Annotated in this window: 20 protein-coding genes; 13 read left to right on the plus strand and 7 right to left on the minus strand. The window is 37.2% G+C overall.

Features of this window, described 5'->3' with window-relative positions; translation table 11 throughout:
- Nucleotides 1-86: 86 nt before the first annotated feature.
- Complete coding sequence (locus PX700_RS05095) at nt 87-506, minus strand: hypothetical protein (RefSeq protein WP_479520041.1); 420 nt, start codon at nt 504-506, stop codon at nt 87-89.
- A gap of 268 nt (nt 507-774) precedes the next feature.
- Between PX700_RS05095 and asd the strand changes: the two genes are divergently transcribed.
- From asd to PX700_RS05110, 3 genes are all read left to right on the plus strand, one after another.
- The gene (asd, locus tag PX700_RS05100; RefSeq protein ID WP_479520042.1) at nt 775-1,914 is read left to right on the plus strand and encodes an aspartate-semialdehyde dehydrogenase; all 1,140 of its coding nucleotides are present in this window, start codon (nt 775-777) and stop codon (nt 1,912-1,914) included.
- 175 nt (nt 1,915-2,089) lie between these two features.
- The gene (locus PX700_RS05105; protein WP_415636961.1) at nt 2,090-3,979 is read left to right on the plus strand and encodes a putative bifunctional diguanylate cyclase/phosphodiesterase; all 1,890 of its coding nucleotides are present in this window, start codon (nt 2,090-2,092) and stop codon (nt 3,977-3,979) included.
- A gap of 229 nt (nt 3,980-4,208) precedes the next feature.
- On the plus strand, nt 4,209-5,333 hold the full coding sequence (locus PX700_RS05110) for a DUF748 domain-containing protein (RefSeq protein WP_479520043.1): 1,125 nt from the start codon (nt 4,209-4,211) through the stop codon (nt 5,331-5,333).
- An 87-nt stretch (nt 5,334-5,420) separates the two neighbouring features.
- Here the strand turns inward: PX700_RS05110 and PX700_RS05115 are convergent, their stop codons facing one another.
- Entirely contained in the window at nt 5,421-6,230 is an 810-nt protein-coding gene (locus PX700_RS05115) for an ion transporter (protein ID WP_415636959.1), read from the minus strand.
- Nucleotides 6,231-6,330: 100 nt separating this feature from the next.
- Between PX700_RS05115 and PX700_RS05120 the strand changes: the two genes are divergently transcribed.
- From PX700_RS05120 to PX700_RS05140, 5 genes are all read left to right on the plus strand, one after another.
- Entirely contained in the window at nt 6,331-6,543 is a 213-nt protein-coding gene (locus tag PX700_RS05120) for a hypothetical protein (RefSeq protein WP_415636958.1), read from the plus strand.
- Between the two features lie 15 nt (nt 6,544-6,558).
- Nucleotides 6,559-6,840, plus strand: coding sequence for a hypothetical protein (locus PX700_RS05125; protein ID WP_479520044.1), 282 nt, complete (start codon nt 6,559-6,561; stop codon nt 6,838-6,840).
- Between the two features lie 68 nt (nt 6,841-6,908).
- On the plus strand, nt 6,909-7,100 hold the full coding sequence (locus PX700_RS05130; RefSeq protein ID WP_007377588.1) for a YwbE family protein: 192 nt from the start codon (nt 6,909-6,911) through the stop codon (nt 7,098-7,100).
- Entirely contained in the window at nt 7,100-7,618 is a 519-nt protein-coding gene (locus PX700_RS05135) for a DUF4240 domain-containing protein (protein WP_166420847.1), read from the plus strand. The genes PX700_RS05130 and PX700_RS05135 overlap by 1 nt, the downstream gene beginning before the upstream one ends.
- Nucleotides 7,619-7,885: 267 nt before the next feature.
- On the plus strand, nt 7,886-8,347 hold the full coding sequence (locus PX700_RS05140) for a hypothetical protein (protein WP_415636956.1): 462 nt from the start codon (nt 7,886-7,888) through the stop codon (nt 8,345-8,347).
- Nucleotides 8,348-8,366: 19 nt separating this feature from the next.
- Here the strand turns inward: PX700_RS05140 and PX700_RS05145 are convergent, their stop codons facing one another.
- The 3 genes from PX700_RS05145 to PX700_RS05155 all read right to left on the minus strand — a co-directional run bounded on the left by PX700_RS05145 (nt 8,367) and on the right by PX700_RS05155 (nt 10,558).
- Nucleotides 8,367-9,626, minus strand: a complete 1,260-nt coding sequence (locus PX700_RS05145) for a Y-family DNA polymerase (RefSeq protein WP_479520045.1) — start codon at nt 9,624-9,626, stop codon at nt 8,367-8,369.
- 26 nt (nt 9,627-9,652) lie between these two features.
- Nucleotides 9,653-10,057: a S24 family peptidase gene (locus tag PX700_RS05150; protein WP_479520046.1), complete on the minus strand. Its 405-nt coding sequence runs from the start codon at nt 10,055-10,057 to the stop codon at nt 9,653-9,655.
- 81 nt (nt 10,058-10,138) lie between these two features.
- Nucleotides 10,139-10,558, minus strand: a complete 420-nt coding sequence (locus PX700_RS05155; RefSeq protein WP_479520047.1) for a MarR family winged helix-turn-helix transcriptional regulator — start codon at nt 10,556-10,558, stop codon at nt 10,139-10,141.
- Nucleotides 10,559-10,680: 122 nt separating this feature from the next.
- Here PX700_RS05155 and PX700_RS05160 point away from each other — a divergent pair, with 122 nt between their 5' ends.
- From PX700_RS05160 to PX700_RS05180, 5 genes are all read left to right on the plus strand, one after another.
- Entirely contained in the window at nt 10,681-11,424 is a 744-nt protein-coding gene (locus tag PX700_RS05160) for a siderophore-interacting protein (RefSeq protein WP_479520048.1), read from the plus strand.
- A 141-nt stretch (nt 11,425-11,565) separates the two neighbouring features.
- Nucleotides 11,566-12,555, plus strand: coding sequence for an LLM class flavin-dependent oxidoreductase (locus tag PX700_RS05165; RefSeq protein ID WP_479520049.1), 990 nt, complete (start codon nt 11,566-11,568; stop codon nt 12,553-12,555).
- A gap of 283 nt (nt 12,556-12,838) precedes the next feature.
- Nucleotides 12,839-13,852 (plus strand): patatin-like phospholipase family protein, encoded by a 1,014-nt coding sequence (locus PX700_RS05170; RefSeq protein ID WP_479520050.1) that lies wholly within the window; start codon nt 12,839-12,841, stop codon nt 13,850-13,852.
- A gap of 433 nt (nt 13,853-14,285) precedes the next feature.
- Nucleotides 14,286-15,692 (plus strand): alanine/glycine:cation symporter family protein, encoded by a 1,407-nt coding sequence (locus PX700_RS05175; protein WP_479520051.1) that lies wholly within the window; start codon nt 14,286-14,288, stop codon nt 15,690-15,692.
- 138 nt (nt 15,693-15,830) lie between these two features.
- The gene (locus PX700_RS05180) at nt 15,831-16,868 is read left to right on the plus strand and encodes a patatin-like phospholipase family protein (RefSeq protein ID WP_479520052.1); all 1,038 of its coding nucleotides are present in this window, start codon (nt 15,831-15,833) and stop codon (nt 16,866-16,868) included.
- A gap of 147 nt (nt 16,869-17,015) precedes the next feature.
- Here PX700_RS05180 and PX700_RS05185 read toward each other — a convergent pair whose 3' ends face one another.
- Together PX700_RS05185 and PX700_RS05190 are read right to left on the minus strand one after the other, a co-directional pair.
- Nucleotides 17,016-18,632, minus strand: a complete 1,617-nt coding sequence (locus PX700_RS05185; protein WP_479520053.1) for a glycerol-3-phosphate dehydrogenase/oxidase — start codon at nt 18,630-18,632, stop codon at nt 17,016-17,018.
- Nucleotides 18,633-19,222: 590 nt separating this feature from the next.
- Nucleotides 19,223-19,984, minus strand: coding sequence for a DeoR/GlpR family transcriptional regulator (locus PX700_RS05190; RefSeq protein WP_479520054.1), 762 nt, complete (start codon nt 19,982-19,984; stop codon nt 19,223-19,225).
- Nucleotides 19,985-20,030 lie beyond the last annotated feature (46 nt).

Below are 20,030 nucleotides of genomic sequence, written 5' to 3' on the forward strand. Positions count from 1 at the left end.
GCTTTGCCCAAGGAAGGGGATTATAATAACTATAGTTACCGATTAGCCCCGTTATTTAACGGGGCTTTTTTGTGTCAATATTTTTTCTATTTGCACTTGATAGTTGCATAGAGCTGATAACATTGGTTTTTACTACCAGTACTTTTCATGCCCCATGATTGGTTATACCAATCGAAGTCTCCGTAGGCGCTTTCATCCTCTCCGCAGGTAATTGTGCTTCCAGAAATTTCTTGATTGTGACCACGCTCTTCACAAAATTGATTTCCATTTGTAGAACCCACAAAAAACAGCTTTAAGCGCCCATTTATCCAAACCTTTGGTGCGTAATAGGTTGTTGCAGTATTTACCAATATGCCTTGTTGCTGTTCCATATTTATTTCTGCGCGCTCAAAGGATACCTTTTCATTTTCTTTTAGCGTTACTGTGCTTGCTGAAAGCGTAGTATCTGCAAATACATTAAGTGATACTGAACTTAAAGTAAGTAGAGCAAGAGTGAATGTCTTCATTATCTTTTCCTTTAGTTGAATGTAGAATTACACAAAACATCTTTATTCAATGTGTCTATTAAGCGTGGTAAATATAAGTTTCAACAAGGTTAAGCTTTTATTAAAGTTTAAAATAAGCACAGTCTGTCTTTGCATTTTTTACACTATGAAAAAAATTTGAGTTCTACTTTATTCACTAGTTTTAGCCGTCTACGAGTGTTAGTTTAGCGTTAATGAAAATTAAATCTCACGCAATGAATTTAATTTTTAATGTATTAAGGCATCTTTTATGAATCAAACAGTGGAACAAACAATGAAAAAAGTAGGATTAGTCGGTTGGCGTGGCATGGTTGGCTCTGTGTTATTAGAACGTATGCAGCAGCAAAGTGATTTTGCACTTATCGACACCACCTTTTTCACAACCTCACAAGCGGGTCAATTAGGCCCAGATATAGCAGGTGACGCAAAACCATTACTTGATGCAAGTGACGTATTTGAGCTTGCTAAAATGGATATTATTGTTACTTGCCAAGGCGGTGATTACACCAATGCGGTTTACCCTAAGCTTCGTGAATCGGGTTGGGATGGTTACTGGATTGATGCAGCCTCTGCACTGCGTATGAGTGAGGACAGCATAATAGTGCTTGATCCTGTAAACAAAGATGTAATTGAACAAGGCTTAGAGCAGGGCGTTAAAACCTTTGTGGGCGGTAACTGTACAGTATCGCTAATGTTACTTGCATTAGGCGGTTTATTTGAGCAAGACCTAATTGAATGGGTAAGCCCAATGACTTACCAAGCGGCGTCGGGCGCTGGTGCACGAAATATGAAAGAGCTTATTGCACAAATGGGTGCTATTTATGCAAGTGTTGTAGATAAACTAGATAACCCAAGCTCTGCTATTTTAGAAATTGATAAAATAGTAAGCGAAACGATGGCGTCAAAAAACTTACCACAAGACCAATTTGGTGTGCCATTAGCGGGCAGTTTAATCCCGTGGATTGACGTACCTATGCCAAGCGGTCAGTCTAAAGAAGAATGGAAAGCGCAAGTAGAAGCCAATAAAATATTAGGCTCTTCTAAGCAACCAGTACCTATTGACGGTTTATGTGTGCGTATTGGCGCTATGCGTTGCCACTCTCAAGCGATGACCATTAAATTACGTGAAGATATTAGCGTAGAAAAAATTGAAGAAATTTTAGCGTCTCATAACGAGTGGGTTAAGGTTATTCCTAACGAGCGCGAAATCAGCTCAACAGATTTAACACCCGTTAAAGTAACAGGCACTTTAAGCATTCCTGTTGGCCGTATTCGTAAATTAGCGATGGGGCCAAAATACATAAGCGCATTTACAGTAGGCGATCAGCTTTTATGGGGAGCGGCAGAGCCACTTCGTCGTATGCTACGCATAATTGTTGATGATGAGTAATATATAATCAGTATTAATAAAAGGGGTTGGCAATTTGCCAGCCCCTTTTGGTTTAATGGCTTATAAAACCGCTTAAGAGGCTAAAATAATACTTTTTTATGAATGTTCACTTTTGTTTATTATTGAACTTAAGTAAACTGTCTACATTGTGCAGCAGCCTATTCAAGTAACATTAATGACCTCTCACACAAATAACTTTGCCAATAAGCGATTAGCATTTGTTAGCTCCTATTTTAGTTCTGCAATTGCTATAAACACGGTTGTTTCTTGTTTTCTTATTTTTAGCAGTATTAACCACAGCGCATCGCAAGAAAAACTTTACTGGCTTTTTACGTTATCATTTATTTCATTACTTCGAGTAGCCAGCCATGTATTTGTTAACAACACCCATGCTTTTAAATATCATCTGTATTTTATAGGTTTATTATTAACAGCTTTAACGTGGGCTGCTTTTCCTATTTTGTTTTATGAAAACATGGGAATGCAGGAGAAATTTGTCTCTCTGGTTGTTTTTAGCTCCCTAGCTGGTGGCGGTGTTAATGTTTTAGCTTCTGATATTCGCTCATCACTGTCGTACATAACCTGCTTGTTGGTTCCATTTAGTATTTTATTACTTTTGCAGCCAATAGAAGATGAAAATGTATTGGGTGTTTTAGGACTCGTTTTATGGTTTATATTATGTTTTGTAACGGCTATACGCAGTGCAAAAGATGTAAAGTCATCTATTAATAATGAACTTAAGTTAGATCAATTCATTGAAAACTTAGAAAATGAAGTGCAAGTTCGTACTGAACAAATAATCCTTTTAGAGCAAAAAGACAATCTAACTAAATTGTTTAACAGGGGAAGTTTTGTTTCTAATGTTGAACTTGATTTAGCCAATCAAAATGATGATATTAAAGCTGTTTTATTTTTAGATATGGATGACTTTAAAATCATCAACGATAAATATGGCCATAATTTTGGTGACTTTGTATTAGCCCAAACAGGTAAACGATTAGTTGAAACACAAACCCAAGGCGACTTTATTGCGTGTAGATGGGGAGGGGATGAGTTTATTTTTTATTCTCGTAGTAACACCGAAGATGAACTTTTTGACTGTGTTTTTAGATTAGTTAAAACCTTAACGAAAACAGTAAGCATGGACTGCTATCAAGTAAATCCCTCTTTTAAGGTTGGGCTGTATTTTACGCGCGAGAATTTTGTTCTTGAAGACGCGATTAAATATGCTGATGTGGCTATGTATGAAGGTAAGAAAAACCGTAACGAAATATCGGTATTTGACGAGCGGATGCATGAATCGCTTAAAAGAGAAGAAGTACTTCTTAGCTCTATTAAAGAATGTGTAGAAAAAGGTGATTTTCATCTTTGCTATCAACCTATTGTTGATATAACTACAAACGATATAACCACGTTTGAAGTACTACTTCGTTGGCAATTTAATGATGAATTTATTCCGCCTTCAGAGTTTATAGATATTGCTGAGCGATATGGAAAAATTAATATATTAGGTGAGTTTGTACTTGAGCAAGCTATTGCGAGCCTAAGTAAGTTAAATGCAGTAAATAGTAATATTGGACTGTCTATTAATGTGTCGGTGTTGCAACTAGAAAACCATAACTTTTTAGAATTTTTGGTTGGGCTTTTAAATAGATACGCAGTTAAACCATACAATGTCCATTTAGAAATAACAGAAACAGTCATGATTAAAAATTTACCGTATTTGTCAAAAGTAATTACGGCCATAAAAAACACCGGTGTACGTATCTCAATTGATGACTTTGGTACTGGTTTTTCTTCTATATCGGTTTTAAAAGAACTGTCAGTTGATTATATTAAAATAGATAAATCTTACATTGATAATATTTGTGAATGCTCAAAGGATAAAAGTATCGTATCTGCGGTAACTAATATGTCTCATATGATTGGTTGCCAAGTAATAGCGGAAGGCGTAGAAAACACAGCTCAGTTAACGTTATTACAAAGCTTAAAAATTGATAAATACCAAGGCTTTATATTCAGTAAACCGGTTAGATTTGAGCAAGCTATATCCTTGATATATTAAAGGTACTACCTGTTTTTATTTAATTAAGCATTGCTGCATAAACCCAATTTTTGTAGCAATTTTAAATTGGTATAACCTTTGCTATTAATACTTAAATTAGCCACTTTGACTTCAGTTAGGCTATTAACGATGTATTTTAGATGTTTTATACGTAGTGTTATTACAATTTTGCGTAATTTTTACATGTTTAAAATACTCATTTTTAAGGTATTAGGTAAAGGAAATTATAATGGGCTCGGTTTCTAATGTATTTCATAGCAAATGGTTTAACTCATTTGCGGTTATTTTGTTAGTCCTTATTATTGCCAGAATAGCCGCGCCTTATGTAGTTCAATACTACGTAAATTATCAGTTAAAACATACGCAAGGTGTTACGGGGCATGTTGGTGACGTCGATTTGTTTTTATATCGCGGTGCCTACGCAATTGACGGCGTTGAAATTTACGCTGTTGATGCAACCTCAGCTCCAAAGCCTTTATTGAGCATTCAAACGCTTGATTTTTCACTTGCGTGGTCAGCCCTTTTAAAGGGCAATTTAGTAACAAACATGGCCTTTACGCGTCCTGAAATAGTTATATATGATAAAGATCCCAATGCTTCTGAGCAAAATAAACAAGTAAAAGACGAAACTACCTGGGTAGGGCTCGCTAATAATTTGGTACTGTTCTCAATTGATACCTTAACAATTGAGCAAGGTATGTTAACTTTAGTTAACTCAACGAATAGCGGTGAAAACCCCACCTTTATATCAAATATCAATGCCAGAATTGAAAACATAACGAATGCGCAAAACCTATCAAAAACACTTGTGACTACTTTAAACGTAGAAGGTGCGTTAATGGGGGAGGCTGCATTAAAGCTTAATGGCAAATTAGACCCTTTTAGCAAGCAAGCTAATTTTGATTTTAACGCAGAGGTACAGCGTTTTTCAGTTAAAAATTTAGACACTGTATTTAAAGTGTATACACCATTTGATATTGAAGCGGGAGGCATTGATGGAGCAATGGAGCTTGTAGCTAAAGATAATAACTTAAATGGTTATGTTAAAGCGGGCGTTCAAAACTTGCGTGTGTTTTCGTGGCGCGAAGATATTGAAAAAGATGACGATGGATTATTTACGGCCATATTTGAAGGCAGTGTTGATTTACTCGGCTCTATCCTCGAAAACGATGAATCTAAGCTTGTTGCTGCACGTATTCCCATAGAGGGGCAATTAGATAATGCAGATGTATCTACTTTCCAAGCAGTTATTTCGGTGCTAAAAAATGCTTTTTTTGATGCCTTTAAAATGAAAGTGGATAACGTTATTTCTTTTGAAGATACGGGTGAAAAGTCTGATAACGAGGAAAATTAAAGTACTTTGGTAATTTTAGTTTAATTAGAACTTTAAACTGCACCCACTTTTTAAACTTTAAGTGGGTGCTTTAATACTCTGAGCAGGTTAGTTTTTGCGGTTACTCAATAGCTCTTTAAGCTCAGCAATTTGTGATTGCAGCTCGTTTACTTGCCCTTGCGTTGCGGGTAATGAGCTATCATCTGCGAGCTCTTCTCGCGCTTTACGATGCTCCTCACTCATTACTTCTAAAATAGCACCTACCATCATGTTTAAAAATACAAATGCGGTTAAAAATATAAACGTAAGGTAATAAATCCAGCTTAATTCGTACACTGCCATTGTTTCGTACATTATGTCGGTCCAATCTTCAAACGTTGCTACTCTAAACAAAGTAAGCATTGATATGGATACGTCTTTCCAAAGTACGGGGTTTATTTCAGCAAACATCATGCTGCCCATTGCAGCGTATATATAAAAAATAACAAACATTAATAGGGCTATATAACCCATTTGTGGAATGGCTTTAAGCAATGAGTTAACTAATAAACGCAGCTCAGGGATCATTGATACTAAACGAAGTACTCTAAATATACGCAATAGTCGAGCAATTAACATAGTAGAGCCAGCCGCAGGATATAAACTGCCCAAGACTATGATGGTGTCGAATATGTTCCACCCCTTCGAAAAGAAGTGTTTTATGCCTTTGCTTGCAACAAAGCGGATTACTAGCTCAATTAAAAAGAATGCGGTAATACCAACGTCCATCCAATTTAGAGCAAGCTCTACGGTAGGATGTAGTGAGTAAGTGTGTGCACCTACTGTAAGAGCAGAAACAATAATTACAGCTATAACAAATGATTGAAATATCTTGCTTTTGTCTATACGCTGAAACAACTTTTGTAACTGCGACATCATAGTAATAGATCCTTTGGAGATTAAGATTTTATGGCGCTAATATACAATAATATTGTAATAATTTAACGCTTTTTCGATATAGAAAGTGTAAGGAAATTTAATGTTTATCAATAAACTAAAAAATAGCGCATTACTTATTGTTGGATTATGTGTTTTAGCTGGTTGCAGCTCTGACGCGCGTTTTCATGAATTGCAATCGGCGCGCCTTGATGAGTGTAACTATAAGGCCGACAAAGAATATTACGAATGCCTAGATAAACAAGACTCTAACTACGAAGAGTTTAAAAAACAGCAACAAGCCCAAACTAAGTAAGTAACCTTTATATTTATGACTAAAACTCAAAAACAACGTGATAAACAAATTCGTTTAGCACTTACTAATGCATGCGAAGCTATAAAAGAAACAGTAACAGGATTTGATTATCTAACGCATTCAATTGACTTAAATAACGAGGCCAATACGTTAAAAGTACAGTGCTATTTTAACGATGATATAGCCCTTGAAAGTGCAAAACCGCAACTTAACGAATTAACAAATATAATACTCAAAGAGCTTACGAGTATTAAGTTGAACGCAAAACCAGCACATATTTCATTTTCAGCTAATTAACAGAGCTTTTGTTGGTTTGATAGCACATGGACGTTATAATTAGATAAATTATTTTTAGGGTTTAAATTATGGCTGTTCCTACGCGTTCGCAAATTTCACCAGGTATTACAGTAAATATTGTATTAAAAGAAGATCAACGCAGCGGTACGTTAACCGAAGGTGTTGTTGAGCGTCTTTTAACAAAATCACCTAATCACCCACACGGCATTAAAGTGCGTTTAGAAGATGGTCAGGTTGGCCGAGTAAAAGAGATTTTATAATGGCAGCGTTAACAGAACAGGCTTTTTGGGAATTAGTAACAACGCCTGACTTAGGGCTCGATCCGCAAAGTGTCAGCGATAACCTAAAAACTAAACTTAATGATTTAAGCGATCAGCACCTTATTGATTTTGATAAGCACTTTGGCATACATATGCGTAAATGCTTTACTTGGGATTTGTTTGGCGCCGCCTTTGTTATGGCTGGATGTAACGACGATTACGGTTTTAGCGAATTTAGATGTTGGTTAATTTCGCGCGGTAAAACTGTATTCGAAAATGCCTTAGAAAATGCTGACTCAATTGCACAATGTACACCTGTTTATTACTTAAACGAGCAGCCTTATCCGTACATTGATGAGTATGACTTAATAGCCGGTTTATTATTTGAAGAACGCAGTGAAGACGAATTACCGTTTATCCCATCTGGCAGTGATGAACCTAAAGGTAAACGTTTCAAAGACAAACCTAAGTTTTTAAAGCAAAACTACCCACTATTATTTGCAAAATATTGGCAGTAATGTGTATTTAATCGTTTTGTTGTTTTGGTACGTATTTAACAGCGTACTTTACAACAAAGTGATTATACCAACCTGCATAAATCTTTGATCAATTTAATTCGTTAAATAGACTCTACATAAGCAGATTGGTATTAGTTGTTGTATCTAAGTGCTGTAGCACGACTTCTCTCCTTTTATAGTAAATCTCTGTTATAGTTGTAAAAAGTTAAGTAGATAAGCATTTTTCGCTTATCTAACACATTAACTCTCGAAGGATACACACACGCAATGAAATATATAACATTTGCTCTGTTAGCAATTACATTTACAAGTGCTTATGCCTTTAGTGAGCCAAGTAATAAAACGCGATTTATACCACTTTTAAAGTCAAAATTGGGTGCCTACGACGTTGTGTCGACCAATTCAGGATTATGCGTTAATAGTAACTTAAGCCTAACAGAAGAAAACAACCCAAATAGCGGCTTTAAGTTAGGAGAACAAATTATATTTGGCCCGCTTCATAACGGTACACAAACAGTAAAAAAACCTGGCTTTTGTTTTATTACCAGCTCATTAAAATATAAAAGTGATGGTCTTGAAAATGGTTTACGAATGAGCCGTTGTGAAAATCCCGCAAACGAGAAAACAATTAGCCAAAGCATTAAATTTTTAGCTGATAACACACTAAAATACACATTGAGTGATCCTAGTGTAGAGTGCATATTTAAAAAAGCAGACGAGAGTAAATAAAGTACTTAGTAACATTTAATCATTCGCAGTATATTTTAGGGATATCGCGCCAACGCGTTGTGTACTGCGGCGATAAAAAATCACGGTTCATGTGCCACCGGTCATTTAACTTACTGCTAGCAAGGCTTAGCATCCCTTTTCCGTATCGATTGTTTATTGTGTCTAGGCATTGCATGAGCTTTGGGTTATCAGGGCTTTTACTAAATAAGTCACTTTGTTGAAACTGCACCGACGTTAACTCCACCGCGCCCACACCACACTTATAAAACCGAACTCCCGGTTGATAAATTTGATTAAATACCTCAGATACAGCATTCGCCATCACGCAGGTGTCGTTAGTGGGGCTGGCAAATTTATAAACAAATGACTTTTTATAATATCTGTTTTCGTGCGCGCCGCTGGCTGCAAAAATATAAAGCTGATGAGTGAGTGAACGCTGGGCGCGTAGTTTATTAGCCACTGTAGTTACATGGTTAATAAGCGCTGTTTTAAGCGCGGTTGGCTCATATATTCGCTCACCAAAGCTACGGGTTGAAAATATCTCGCGCTTGTCTTGTCGTACATCGTCCCAATTTAAACACGTTACGCCGTTAAGCTCGCTTACCGTGCGCTCAACAACCACACTAAATGCACGGCGCATAGTTTTAGGATTTTGCTGAGCAAGCTCCCATGCTGTGTTTATATTCATTATTTTAAGTTTTTTAGCTAATCGACGGCCTATTCCCCACACATCTTCGCAGCTCATTCTTTGTAAAATAGCTTGGCGCGTTTGCTCGTTGTTTATTACGGCTACACCATTAAAACCACTGAGTTTTTTAGCAGCGTGATTAGCCGCTTTTGCTAAAGTTGGGGTAGGGCCAAAGCCTACGCCTACGGGCAACTTTGTTTCTCGCCATACTGTACGCCTTATAACATGGCCGTACTCATGCCAGTCTTTAATCAGTGGTGTGTAGCCGTTAAAGTGCAAAAAGGATTCATCAATACTGTATATATGTTGTGTATCGCAAAAGCGACCAATAACATTCATCATCTTGTCGCTTAAATCAGCGTAAAGCTCATAATTGCTAGATCGAATAACTACGTTGTTTTGCTCAAGTAAATGCTTAACTTTAAAGTATGGGCCAAATTTAGGAATATTTAAGCGCCGAGCAATAGGGCAAATAGCGCATACACAGCCATCGTTATTAGTAAGTACAACTACGGGCTTGGAGCGAATAGCCGGGTTGAATACTTTTTCGGCACTGGCATAAAATGACACAGCATCAACTAAAGCGTACATTTAAGTAACTCTCATTTAGGCAAGTTTCATTTAAGTAAGTCAGGGCTTTGCCTGTGCATTCTTATTGATAACGTTACTACGCCTTCTAGCTGAAACTCATCTGCAGAGGTTAGTTGTACCGGCTTATGTAAAGAAGACGCAGAAAGTAGCCGCGCATTGGTTTTATCAAGCAGTTTGCATACAAAAAGGCCATTTAAGTTAGCAACAATAACATCACCGTTTTCGGCAGGCTCTGCACGGTCGATAACTAATAAATCCCCTTGAAAAATTCCGACTTCCTGCATAGAGCACCCCGACGCGATACCAATAAACGTGGCATCTGGGTGCTTTATTAATAGCTCATCAAGAGATACACCTAGCTCGGTGTACTGCGCTGCGGGGGATTCAAAACCACACACGCCAGCTTCTATATAAATGGGAATGACAAACATAACACAACCTAAAACGCACATACTGTATAAGTGTACAGTATATGCGTTTAGTGTAAGTTATGCCAAGGAATGAATAGCAGATCAATCCATATTTTTGATCATTTGTTGTGCGGTATCTAAAAAGTCTTTGATTTGCTGAGAGTTTAAATTTTTACACATTTGATTATTTATTTTTTGCTCTGAGGCTAATAACTTATTAAAAAGAACTTTACCTTCCTCTGTAAGCGACAAAATAAAACAGCGCTTATCATGCTCACTTGCTTGTTTATCAATAAGGTCTAAACCAATAAGATCTTTAATTAGCCGTGCTATTTGTGCTTTGTCGCGCTGCGTTTTAGTAACAATATCGTTAGCCGTACAGTTATTTACGTTCGCGATAATATGTATGCAGCGTACGTGCATAGCATTAATACCCAGTTCGCCTGCGTTAATCGCTTCGCGAATTGTTACACGGTAATTTTGCATTAGTTCAAACAAGGTATTTGATAAAGGTGTATTCATAGAACTCTCAATATGGTTGACAAAGTCAATTAAATTGCTATAGTTGATTTTATCAACCAATGGGGCGTTGTGCAATGACTGCTTTTATAGCAGCCAATTATTAATGTAAAACGAGGTAATACATGGGTAAACAAGTTCGCAAAGCAACAGTATTAAGCACTGAGCAAATTACACCGCACCTACAACGTATTGTAGTAGGCTCTGATGATTTTAAAGACTTAACCCCAGAGTATATTGGTAACTATGTAAAAATACTGTTCCCAAAAAATGGTGAAGTAGATTTTAACTTAAAAACAGCGTGTATGCGATCATACACAATAAGGCATGTAGATGCGCAAACCGGCGCACTAACGCTTGATTTTGTTATAAATATGCACCAAGGCCCCGCGACTAACTGGGCTAAAATTGCAAAAGTAGGCGATGCGCTAGGTATAGCTGGACCAGGCCCTAAAAAATTAGATAATTACACGCACCCTCATTATATATTGCTGGGCGATTTAACCTCAGTAAATGCTATAAAAGGCTATGTGCAGCAGTTACCTGAAGCTGCAATAATTGATGCATTTGTACATGCCCCTACTGAGCAAGACATTATCGATTTAGAAACAAATCGCGATATAAACTGGGTAATTACCGATAGTGCCGATACAGCAATGCTAAGTGCACTTAAAAATTTGCACATTACAGAGCAGCCACCTATTGTGTTTATGGCACTGGAGGCAGGCCTTGTACGTACAGTAAAAACCTTGCTAACTGAGCAACTTAATATACCGCGCGGTAATATTGTATCCTCAGGTTATTGGAAAAAAGGCGTAGACTCAGAAGGCTATAAAAAGCAGCGCCAACGTGATGCACAGCTTGCCTGAATACCTTAGAGCAAAATAACATATACCTATTTTGCTCTAATACCACTGCGTAACTTGAATTGACTTAATAGCAGACCCATTTAAGTGTTTTATGCTAATGATGTAATCCATTATTAGCATGCATTTTTAGGAGCTGCTATTTTGTTAAATTCCATTCCTTTTTCGTTATTAGAACTTGCCCCCATGATCAAAGGGGACAGTGTTGCCAACACTCTTCATAAAAGTACTAAATACGCACAGCGAGCAGATGAGCTTGGCTTTAATCGCTTTTGGCTTGCTGAGCATCATAATATGCCAGGTATTATTTGTGCCGCTACTTCAATTTTGGTTGGCCACATAGCGGGAAATACTAAACGTATTCGTGTTGGCTCTGGCGGTATTATGCTACCAAACCACTCACCATTAGTTGTTGCTGAACAATTTGGTACGCTAGAGAGCTTATATCCTGGGCGAATAGATTTAGGACTAGGACGCGCCCCCGGCAGTGACCCAATAACAAGCCGAGCACTAAACAATGATATGAGCCGCGCAGAAAACTTCCCTGGAGAGGTAACTGAGTTGCAAACGTTATTAGGTCCATACAACGGTACGCACCCAATACGTGCTATACCGGGTGAGAACACAAATGTTCCTATTTGGTTATTAGGCTCGAGTTTATTTAGCGCGCAACTTGCGGCGCAAAAAGGATTACCGTATGTATTTGCAGGGCATTTTGCACCGCGCTTTGTGCACGATGCAATAGCGTTGTATAAACGCGAATTTAAAGCATCAAGCGATCTTGATAAGCCATATGTAATGCTTGCACTGCCTTTAGTTGCCGCCGACACCGACGAAGAAGCGCAATACCTGTCGACTACTTCTAAGCAACGTGTGCTCGAACTTATACGCGGTAACGAGCTGTGGTTAAAACCACCCGTTGAAAGTATGGACGGATTATGGAGCGAACAAGAGCGCGCGCATGTTGAAAACTTTTTAAGCCTAAGCGTAGTAGGCGGACATGTAAGTATTAAACACAAGTTAGAGATGATAGCGAAGCAGCTAGAAGTTGATGAGTTTATATTTACCAACGATGTATTTGATAGTGAAAAACGCCACCGTGCACTCGAAATTTTAATGGAAATAAAACACTAATATATAGTTAGTTAAGCAAGCGTACACTCTGGGCTTGTTAACATACAGACATCATCAAAAGTTAAACTTTTTTAACTCATTTTATTAACTTTAAGTGATGTCTGTATTTGTTATTTAAATGTTTAAAGTAGATAAATTACGCTGTTTGGTGCTTATTTTTGCTTTATTTATCGTTCTGTTTTTTCAATCGAACTGATTTAAATAATCTATTTTAAGATGTTACTTTTATTTTTTATAATGTAGGTATTAAACCAAACATCATTAAATTAAAGGTAGGTACACCGTGAATTCTCTAAACATCGCAACAGCTAATTCAGTTAATCAAACAGCGCAGCCAAAAGTTGCTCTGATTGCTGAAGGTGGCGGGCAGCGAGGGATATTCACAGCCGGTGTACTGGATGCATGGTTGGAGCAAAGCTACGACCCATTCGATTTATTTATCGGCACTTCTGCAGGTTCACAAAACCTGACTAGCTATTTAGCGCGCCAAAAAGGCTATGCTAAACGCCTAATTAGAGGGCTTTCGCGTAATAAGCGTTTTTTTCAGCTTGGTAGAGGGCTAATGGGTAAACACATAGTTGACCTAGATTGGTACTTTGACAAAACCACTGAAGTAAAAAGAGCGATAGACTTTAAAACAGCAAAAACAAGTTTAGGCGAACGTGAGCTACTTATTACAGCTACTAATGCGCGAGACAGAAAGCCATATTACTTATCGCCAACAGGTGAAGATAATCAATGGCGCGATCTTTTAAAAGCATCAAGCGCACTGCCATTTTTGTACAAAGAGGGTGTAAAATTAACACCATGGTCAAGTGCAAAAGCAGCGAGCGAAACCCACTTAGTTGAAGAGCAAACACAAGCTGATTTTTATCTTGATGGCGGCCTAGCAGCACCACTCCCAGTACGTGAAGCTTACAACCGAGGTGCACGTAAAATTGTAGTAATTAGAACGGTTGATGCTAACTTTCAAGCTCAATCTGCTTGGGTTCAAAAGTTGAAATCGCTGGCAACGGTATCGGGTTACTGCCCAAAAACGCTAGACTATTTACTACAGCACGAGCAAGCGTATTTAGATGAGCTGAAATTTATTGCGAATCCACCGGATGATGTAGAAATAATCCAAATTTTTGCTAACGAAAAGCTACACAGTAAATTATTAGGTAGTTCTAATAACGATTTACGCTTTGACCATAAATTAGGTTTAGATGCTGGTCGCTCATATCTAGCAATGCAAAATTTACAGGTTAACAGCAACAACCATTACAGTGCACCTACACAATACAGCTATAACTAAGTAATACAGCGATAGCCAATTAAATATAATTTAAAAAAGCGCATAACTTTATGCGCTATTTTTTTGCCATTCTTAATCCCTCATTACGCCTAAACCTTACTGCATCAAAATAAAAACTATTGCATCCCGCACGCATACGCAAAACAAAATACTGAATCTTAAAAAGATATTATTGATTTTTTAACTAATCAATATAAAGTGTAGGTGTGATTTATTATTCACATTTATAGAAATAAAATTCAATGTTAAATGTGCTTACTTACAGATTATTAAACATCAATACACACTTCACTATAGGGTAAAGCCAAACTTAAACACTATTATGTTTAATGCATAATGAGCTGCCAGATTTTTTAAATTAAGTAGCGCTACATGCAGAGTTTAAAGTCGGTGCTAACATAAAGTAAAAGTATAAAATAAAAAGGGATTAGTAATGTTCGATACCGTCGTCAAAAGTGTAAACAACCTTTTATGGGGAGAAGGGCAAGTCCTTATTTACATACTCCTATTTGCAGGAATATGGTTTTCAGTACGTTTAAAAGCAATTCAAATACTTAAATTTAAACATATGTTTAGCCTATTAAAAGGCAGCAGCAAATGTAAAAAAGACGACATTTCATCATTCCAAGCATTGTGTACAGGGCTTTGCGCACGAGTAGGGACAGGTAATTTAGCCGGTGTAGCGGTTGCAATTTCACTTGGTGGTAGCGGCGCAATATTTTGGATGTGGGTAATAGCCATACTCGGCATGGCAACAGGCTTTGCCGAAAGCGTACTTGGGCAAGTATACAAAGTGCGCGATAGCAGCGGCGACTTTAGAGGCGGCCCAGCGTATTATATTCAACAAGGTTTAGGCAGTCGCGCATTTGCCATTGTGTTCGCTGCGTGTTTGTTTTTAGGTTACGGCTTTACCTTTAGTGCCATGCAAACTAACACGATTACAGACGCGCTAAACTATGCGTTTGAAGTACCTACCTTTTACTCAGGCTTGGTTATTACCGTACTTGCGGGCTCAATTATACTCGGTGGCTTTAAAGCAATTGCCCGATTTGCAGAGCGAGTAGTGCCCATAATGGGCATTGTGTTTGTACTTGCCGCCGTCATTATAACCTTTATAAATTTCACTCAAGTACCTGCTATGCTTAAAGATATATTTTTATCTGCATTTGGATTACAAGAGGCAGGCGCTGGTGCAATGGGCGCCGCTATTAAAAATGGTATTCAACGTGGTTTATATTCTAATGAGGCGGGCGCGGGTAGTGTGCCGCATGCTTCAGCAAGTGCTAGCCCAATTCCTAATCACCCCGTAACGCAAGGTTACATACAAATGCTAGGTGTATTTTTCGATACAATAGTACTGTGTAGCTGTACAGCCGTTATTATTTTATTAGCCGATATAGACATTAGCGGCGAAATGGAAGGGATTCGTTTAACACAAAGCGCGATGACAGCTCATTTAGCACAAGGTGGTGTTTACTTTGTTGCAGCTGCCATTACGCTATTTGCTTTTACATCTGTAGTGGCAAACTACGCCTATGCAGAGAGCAACTTGCACTTATTTAAGCTTGATAACAAAGTAGGGCGCGGCATTTACACTTTGCTTTATTTATCAATGATGCTTTGGGGCGCTTCGGCCACATTAAAAGAAGTGTGGGATCTAGCCGATATTGCCTTAGGGTTAATGACAGTGGTTAACGTTATCGCTATTATACTGTTAACGCCGACTATTTTGTCTGTTACCAGCGATTACCACGCACAAAGAGACAAAGGTTTAGAGCCCGAATTTAAAGTAAAAGATGTAAAAGTACAGGGTAAATGCGAAGACGGCATTTGGGACTGATTAACGAATTTTAAGCACCTTTAACTATAAAAAGCGGTTTTGTGGCAACATAAAATCGTTTTTTATTTTGAATAATTATTCACATTTAGTTTTAAATAAACAACTAAAATAACCAATAATAAAGGCATAGTTTTTTAGATGATCGAGATCCACGCAGGTAAAACAGCAGCAAAAATAATAAACGAACAAGGTTTTAAACCAGAGCTTTTTACCTCATTTTTAGGCGCAAGTGGTGGCCCAAAATGGTTTACCTTATTTGGTTTAGATAAATATATTTTTGGCGAGTTTTTTAAAAACCGCACTCAACCACTTAATTTAATTGGCTCATCGGCTGGCGCTTTTCGCTCTGCGTGTTTTGCACAAAACGATCCTGTTGCAGCCATTGAGCGCTTAGCAAAATCGTATTCGCAAACACGTTATTCTAGTAATAAACCAACACCAAATGAAATAACAATAAAAGCGCGTACATTACTTGAAGATGTTTTTGGCGATAACGGCGTCACCGAAATTATAAATAACCCAATATTTAAAGCGCACTTTATAGTGGCAAAATCGAAAGGCTTTATTGCCAGCGAAAATAAACTTATACAACTTATGGGTTTATCAAAAAGTTATATGTTAAACCGCGTTAACCGAAAATTATTAGGTTCACAGTACGAGCGTTTTATATTTGGCCCAGCAACAAGCGACTTATCAATTACCGACAGCTACAATTTTAAAACACAAAGCATAGCACTCACACAAACAAACTTAAAAGATGCATTACTTGCATCGGGTTCTATACCGCTTGTTATGCAAGGCATAAAAAATATTGCAGGCTCACCACCTGGCATGTATCGCGATGGTGGAATTATTGATTATCACTTTGATTTAAAAATTAATAACCCAGGACTTATTTTATATCCGCACTTTAATAGCGAGCCAAAAGCAGGGTGGTTCGATAAAAACCTAAAACGAAAAGTCTCCCCCGTAAATTATGACAACGTGGTGATGATCACCCCATCAAAAGAATTTGTAGCAAGCTTACCGTACGGAAAAATCCCAGACAGGAACGACTTTACCGATCTCGATGCAGACACACGTATTAAATATTGGAATACAGTTTTTAGTGAAACAGAAAAGCTAGCTGAAGCGCTTGATAAAAAGTTAAAAAATGTTATTAACTTTTCAAACTAGCACCGGCTAAATAATAAAATATAGCTTTATTATTCGAATGTAGCCGTCATTAGAAGTCAACTAACGTAATTAATTATAATCGTGTTAATTGACTCCTAATATAACATCTGAACAGGCCTTTAAAGCCGTAAGAATAGATGTAAAAGATTACTGAGATATTTCTTCAATATACTCTTGGAGTTTATTGTCAGCATTATCTTTACCAAATAGGATTTGGCAGACTTCTTGTAAACCTGGATCTGAGAGAATATCTTCTTTTCTGACAACCAGTGAAATTTTAGAACGTCGGCGTAAAAAGTCACTGAGTTTAGTAATCATTTCCCGTTCAGCAGCATGCTCAATTTCTACACGTAAGTACTCTGAATTCTTAATAAGGAGTTCACCTTTCTCGGGGACTTCACGGATTTTTTCTAGCATATTAATCGCGTTTCTGCCGTAACGTCTCCAAAAGCGCTTACTAAGTGCCTCGGTAGATGTTTTAGGTGTCAAACCATCTAAATTCATTAATTTTGCACGATGCATGAATTCATTCTTAACGGTATCGTCAGGTTCACCGTACCATTTGTAATCTTCATAAGGTAACTTAATACCTAAGCCAGTGACTAAATCAGCCACTTCATCGCCTACATTAATACAATCAGTTAATTTGCCGCCAAAGATAGAAAGATATTTATGATCACTATTTGTATCTATAGCGTGCTTGCGCGATAGCTGCACCCAGTCAGCTTTACCATTACCGTCTTTTTTAATTGCTAATGGCCTAACTCCACATCGCTCGGATATAATATCATTTTTTGTAATTGGCTTTTCTAGCTCCAATAACTTGTTAGCGTTATCAAGCACAAAGGTTCGATCCTCATCAGTCACTTGTGAGTACGGGCTATGAACTTGTGTGTCGGTTGTACCAATACACGTTTTTGGGCCCATGGGGATCACAAAAAACAATCGACCATCGTCTGCAAAGAACGTCAGTACCTTATTGCTGTTAGTTATCTTATCAACAATAAGGTGGATACCTTTTGAAAATACATGGTGATGTGCTGTGGTTTGACTATTTGTATTGTTAATAGGATCAACAAATGGGCCTGCTGCGTTAATAATAACTTTAGAGCGGATTGTAAACTTCTCTTTAGACATCTCGTCTACTGCATTTGTAGTCCAAATATCATTGGCACGAGTAGAGCCCTGCGAACTTACGTAGTTAGCGGCAATACACCCATGGCTCATACTAGAGCGAATAAAATTGAAAACAAAACGAGCATCGTTATCTAATAAAAAACTGTCTGAATATTCAAATCCAGCCTCAACATTTTTCGTGTTAACGACCGGCTCTAATGATTTTATTTTTTTTGCATTGAGGTATTTAGGAGATTTCGTAAAAAAACGCCCCATGAACCAATAGAGAATAGTGCCTAAATAAACAAAAAATGCAGGGAATCTAAAGCCTTTTTGGATACTTGTAAAAAAGCGAATTTCTTTAACGGTAGAAGGGTAGCTACGCATTAAATGGTTTCTACTTTTACAGAGTTTATTAACCAAATTGTATTCATGACTTTCTAAATACTTTATGCCACCCCAAGCTAAATTTGATGAGTTTGAACTAGTGAAACCAGCAAAATCACCTTTATCTATCAAGGCAACTTTAGCACCCTTTGCGGCTAAAGCAGCAGCAGATACAGCACCGTTAATACCTCCTCCGATAATCAAAACATCATAGATATCTTGAGGGAGCTTTTTAATATTGTTATCTCTAAGTTGACTCATCTATTGGATTACCTATTTTAAGAAGCTTAATTAACTATATAAGGCCTAATGGGCTCTAAGGTGTAATTTTTAAATATCTAGGGCATTTTACATGCATTGAAAAACATCAAACCTAGCCTATTTATGAATACTAGCCCAAGACTAAAAATTTTTATCACGGGGTAGGTATTCAACATTTAACATTTAACATTTAACATTTAACATAGGATAGTGGATAAAAACATTCATAGATTGAAAATAAATATTAGTACAAATTTTCTCTTTAATAAAAATAACACTTAATAACGAACATTTGCAAACATTAAAATACATAAATGAAAATCAATCTTTTACGGTGATTGTAATTTGAATTTTGAAAAATTAGTAAGCAGCAGCTTGAGCTATCGTATTTCGAAAAATAAAAAAGAAAGGTATTCTTTACTAATGCCAACGACATAAAAAAGACCGATTATAGCACCTTGAAAATTGCGCTATAGCAGAATAAAAGTTGCAATATAAAGTTATGCTTAATAATTTCTTGTATTGCACTGCCTACTATACCCACGTAAACGAGTATAAAAATAGCTTTAAGCATCCACGTGTTATTTATTTTACTGAGCTATATGCAGTTCTACATCGTGTTCACTGAGTAAACTAAGTATGCTCTCAGGAGGTTGAGCATCGGTAATAAAATTATCTGCCTGCGAGATATTACCTAATCTTACCATCGCATACCGACCGAATTTAGAATGATCAGCAGCAAGTAAAACTTTACGTGAATTTCTAATAATTGCTTGGGCTACGCGCACTTCACGGTAGTCAAAGTCAAGTAATGCACCATTTTCTTCTATACCACTAATACCAATAATGCCAAAATCCATACGAAATTGATTAATGAAGTCTTCTGTTGTTTCACCAATAATGCCGCCGTCTCTGTGTCTAACCTCACCCCCTGCAATAAGCACGGTAAAATCTTTTTTAACGCCTAATATAGCCGCAACATTTAGGTTATTAGTAACCACTTTTAAATTTTCATGATTAAGTAATGCTTTCGCGATAGTTTCTGTTGTGGTGCCTATGTTTATAAAAAGTGAAGAGCCATTGGGTATCATACTAACGATGTGCTCAGCTATTTTTTGCTTAGCTTCTAAGTCCATAATTTTTCGGGTTTGATACGCGGTATTTTCAATGCTTGAAATTGCACTTGCACCGCCATGGTGGCGCCTTAATTTATTTATATTGGCTAAATATGTGAGATCTCGTCTGATAGTTTGCGGCGTAACTTTATAATGACTTACCAATTCTTCAATAGAAATTGAACCTCTTTCTTTTAATAATTTTAGTATGGATTCGTGTCTCTGATTTTGAGTCATGTACTTCACATTTGAGAATAAGCTATCGGCAAATTATAGATTAAAA

This window comes from Pseudoalteromonas sp. TP27 (assembly GCF_056470645.1).

Bases quoted from the DNA above. Each gene is read 5' to 3' on its own strand.
- PX700_RS05095 (WP_479520041.1), bottom strand. From the start codon at position 506: ATGAAGACATTCACTCTTGCTCTACTTACTTTAAGTTCAGTATCACTT.
- asd (WP_479520042.1), top strand. From the start codon at position 775: ATGAATCAAACAGTGGAACAAACAATGAAAAAAGTAGGATTAGTCGGT.
- PX700_RS05105 (WP_415636961.1), top strand. From the start codon at position 2,090: ATGACCTCTCACACAAATAACTTTGCCAATAAGCGATTAGCATTTGTT.
- PX700_RS05110 (WP_479520043.1), top strand. From the start codon at position 4,209: ATGGGCTCGGTTTCTAATGTATTTCATAGCAAATGGTTTAACTCATTT.
- PX700_RS05115 (WP_415636959.1), bottom strand. From the start codon at position 6,230: ATGATGTCGCAGTTACAAAAGTTGTTTCAGCGTATAGACAAAAGCAAG.
- PX700_RS05120 (WP_415636958.1), top strand. From the start codon at position 6,331: ATGTTTATCAATAAACTAAAAAATAGCGCATTACTTATTGTTGGATTA.
- PX700_RS05125 (WP_479520044.1), top strand. From the start codon at position 6,559: ATGACTAAAACTCAAAAACAACGTGATAAACAAATTCGTTTAGCACTT.
- PX700_RS05130 (WP_007377588.1), top strand. From the start codon at position 6,909: ATGGCTGTTCCTACGCGTTCGCAAATTTCACCAGGTATTACAGTAAAT.
- PX700_RS05135 (WP_166420847.1), top strand. From the start codon at position 7,100: ATGGCAGCGTTAACAGAACAGGCTTTTTGGGAATTAGTAACAACGCCT.
- PX700_RS05140 (WP_415636956.1), top strand. From the start codon at position 7,886: ATGAAATATATAACATTTGCTCTGTTAGCAATTACATTTACAAGTGCT.
- PX700_RS05145 (WP_479520045.1), bottom strand. From the start codon at position 9,626: ATGTACGCTTTAGTTGATGCTGTGTCATTTTATGCCAGTGCCGAAAAA.
- PX700_RS05150 (WP_479520046.1), bottom strand. From the start codon at position 10,057: ATGTTTGTCATTCCCATTTATATAGAAGCTGGCGTGTGTGGTTTTGAA.
- PX700_RS05155 (WP_479520047.1), bottom strand. From the start codon at position 10,558: ATGAATACACCTTTATCAAATACCTTGTTTGAACTAATGCAAAATTAC.
- PX700_RS05160 (WP_479520048.1), top strand. From the start codon at position 10,681: ATGGGTAAACAAGTTCGCAAAGCAACAGTATTAAGCACTGAGCAAATT.
- PX700_RS05175 (WP_479520051.1), top strand. From the start codon at position 14,286: ATGTTCGATACCGTCGTCAAAAGTGTAAACAACCTTTTATGGGGAGAA.
- PX700_RS05180 (WP_479520052.1), top strand. From the start codon at position 15,831: ATGATCGAGATCCACGCAGGTAAAACAGCAGCAAAAATAATAAACGAA.
- PX700_RS05185 (WP_479520053.1), bottom strand. From the start codon at position 18,632: ATGAGTCAACTTAGAGATAACAATATTAAAAAGCTCCCTCAAGATATC.
- PX700_RS05190 (WP_479520054.1), bottom strand. From the start codon at position 19,984: ATGACTCAAAATCAGAGACACGAATCCATACTAAAATTATTAAAAGAA.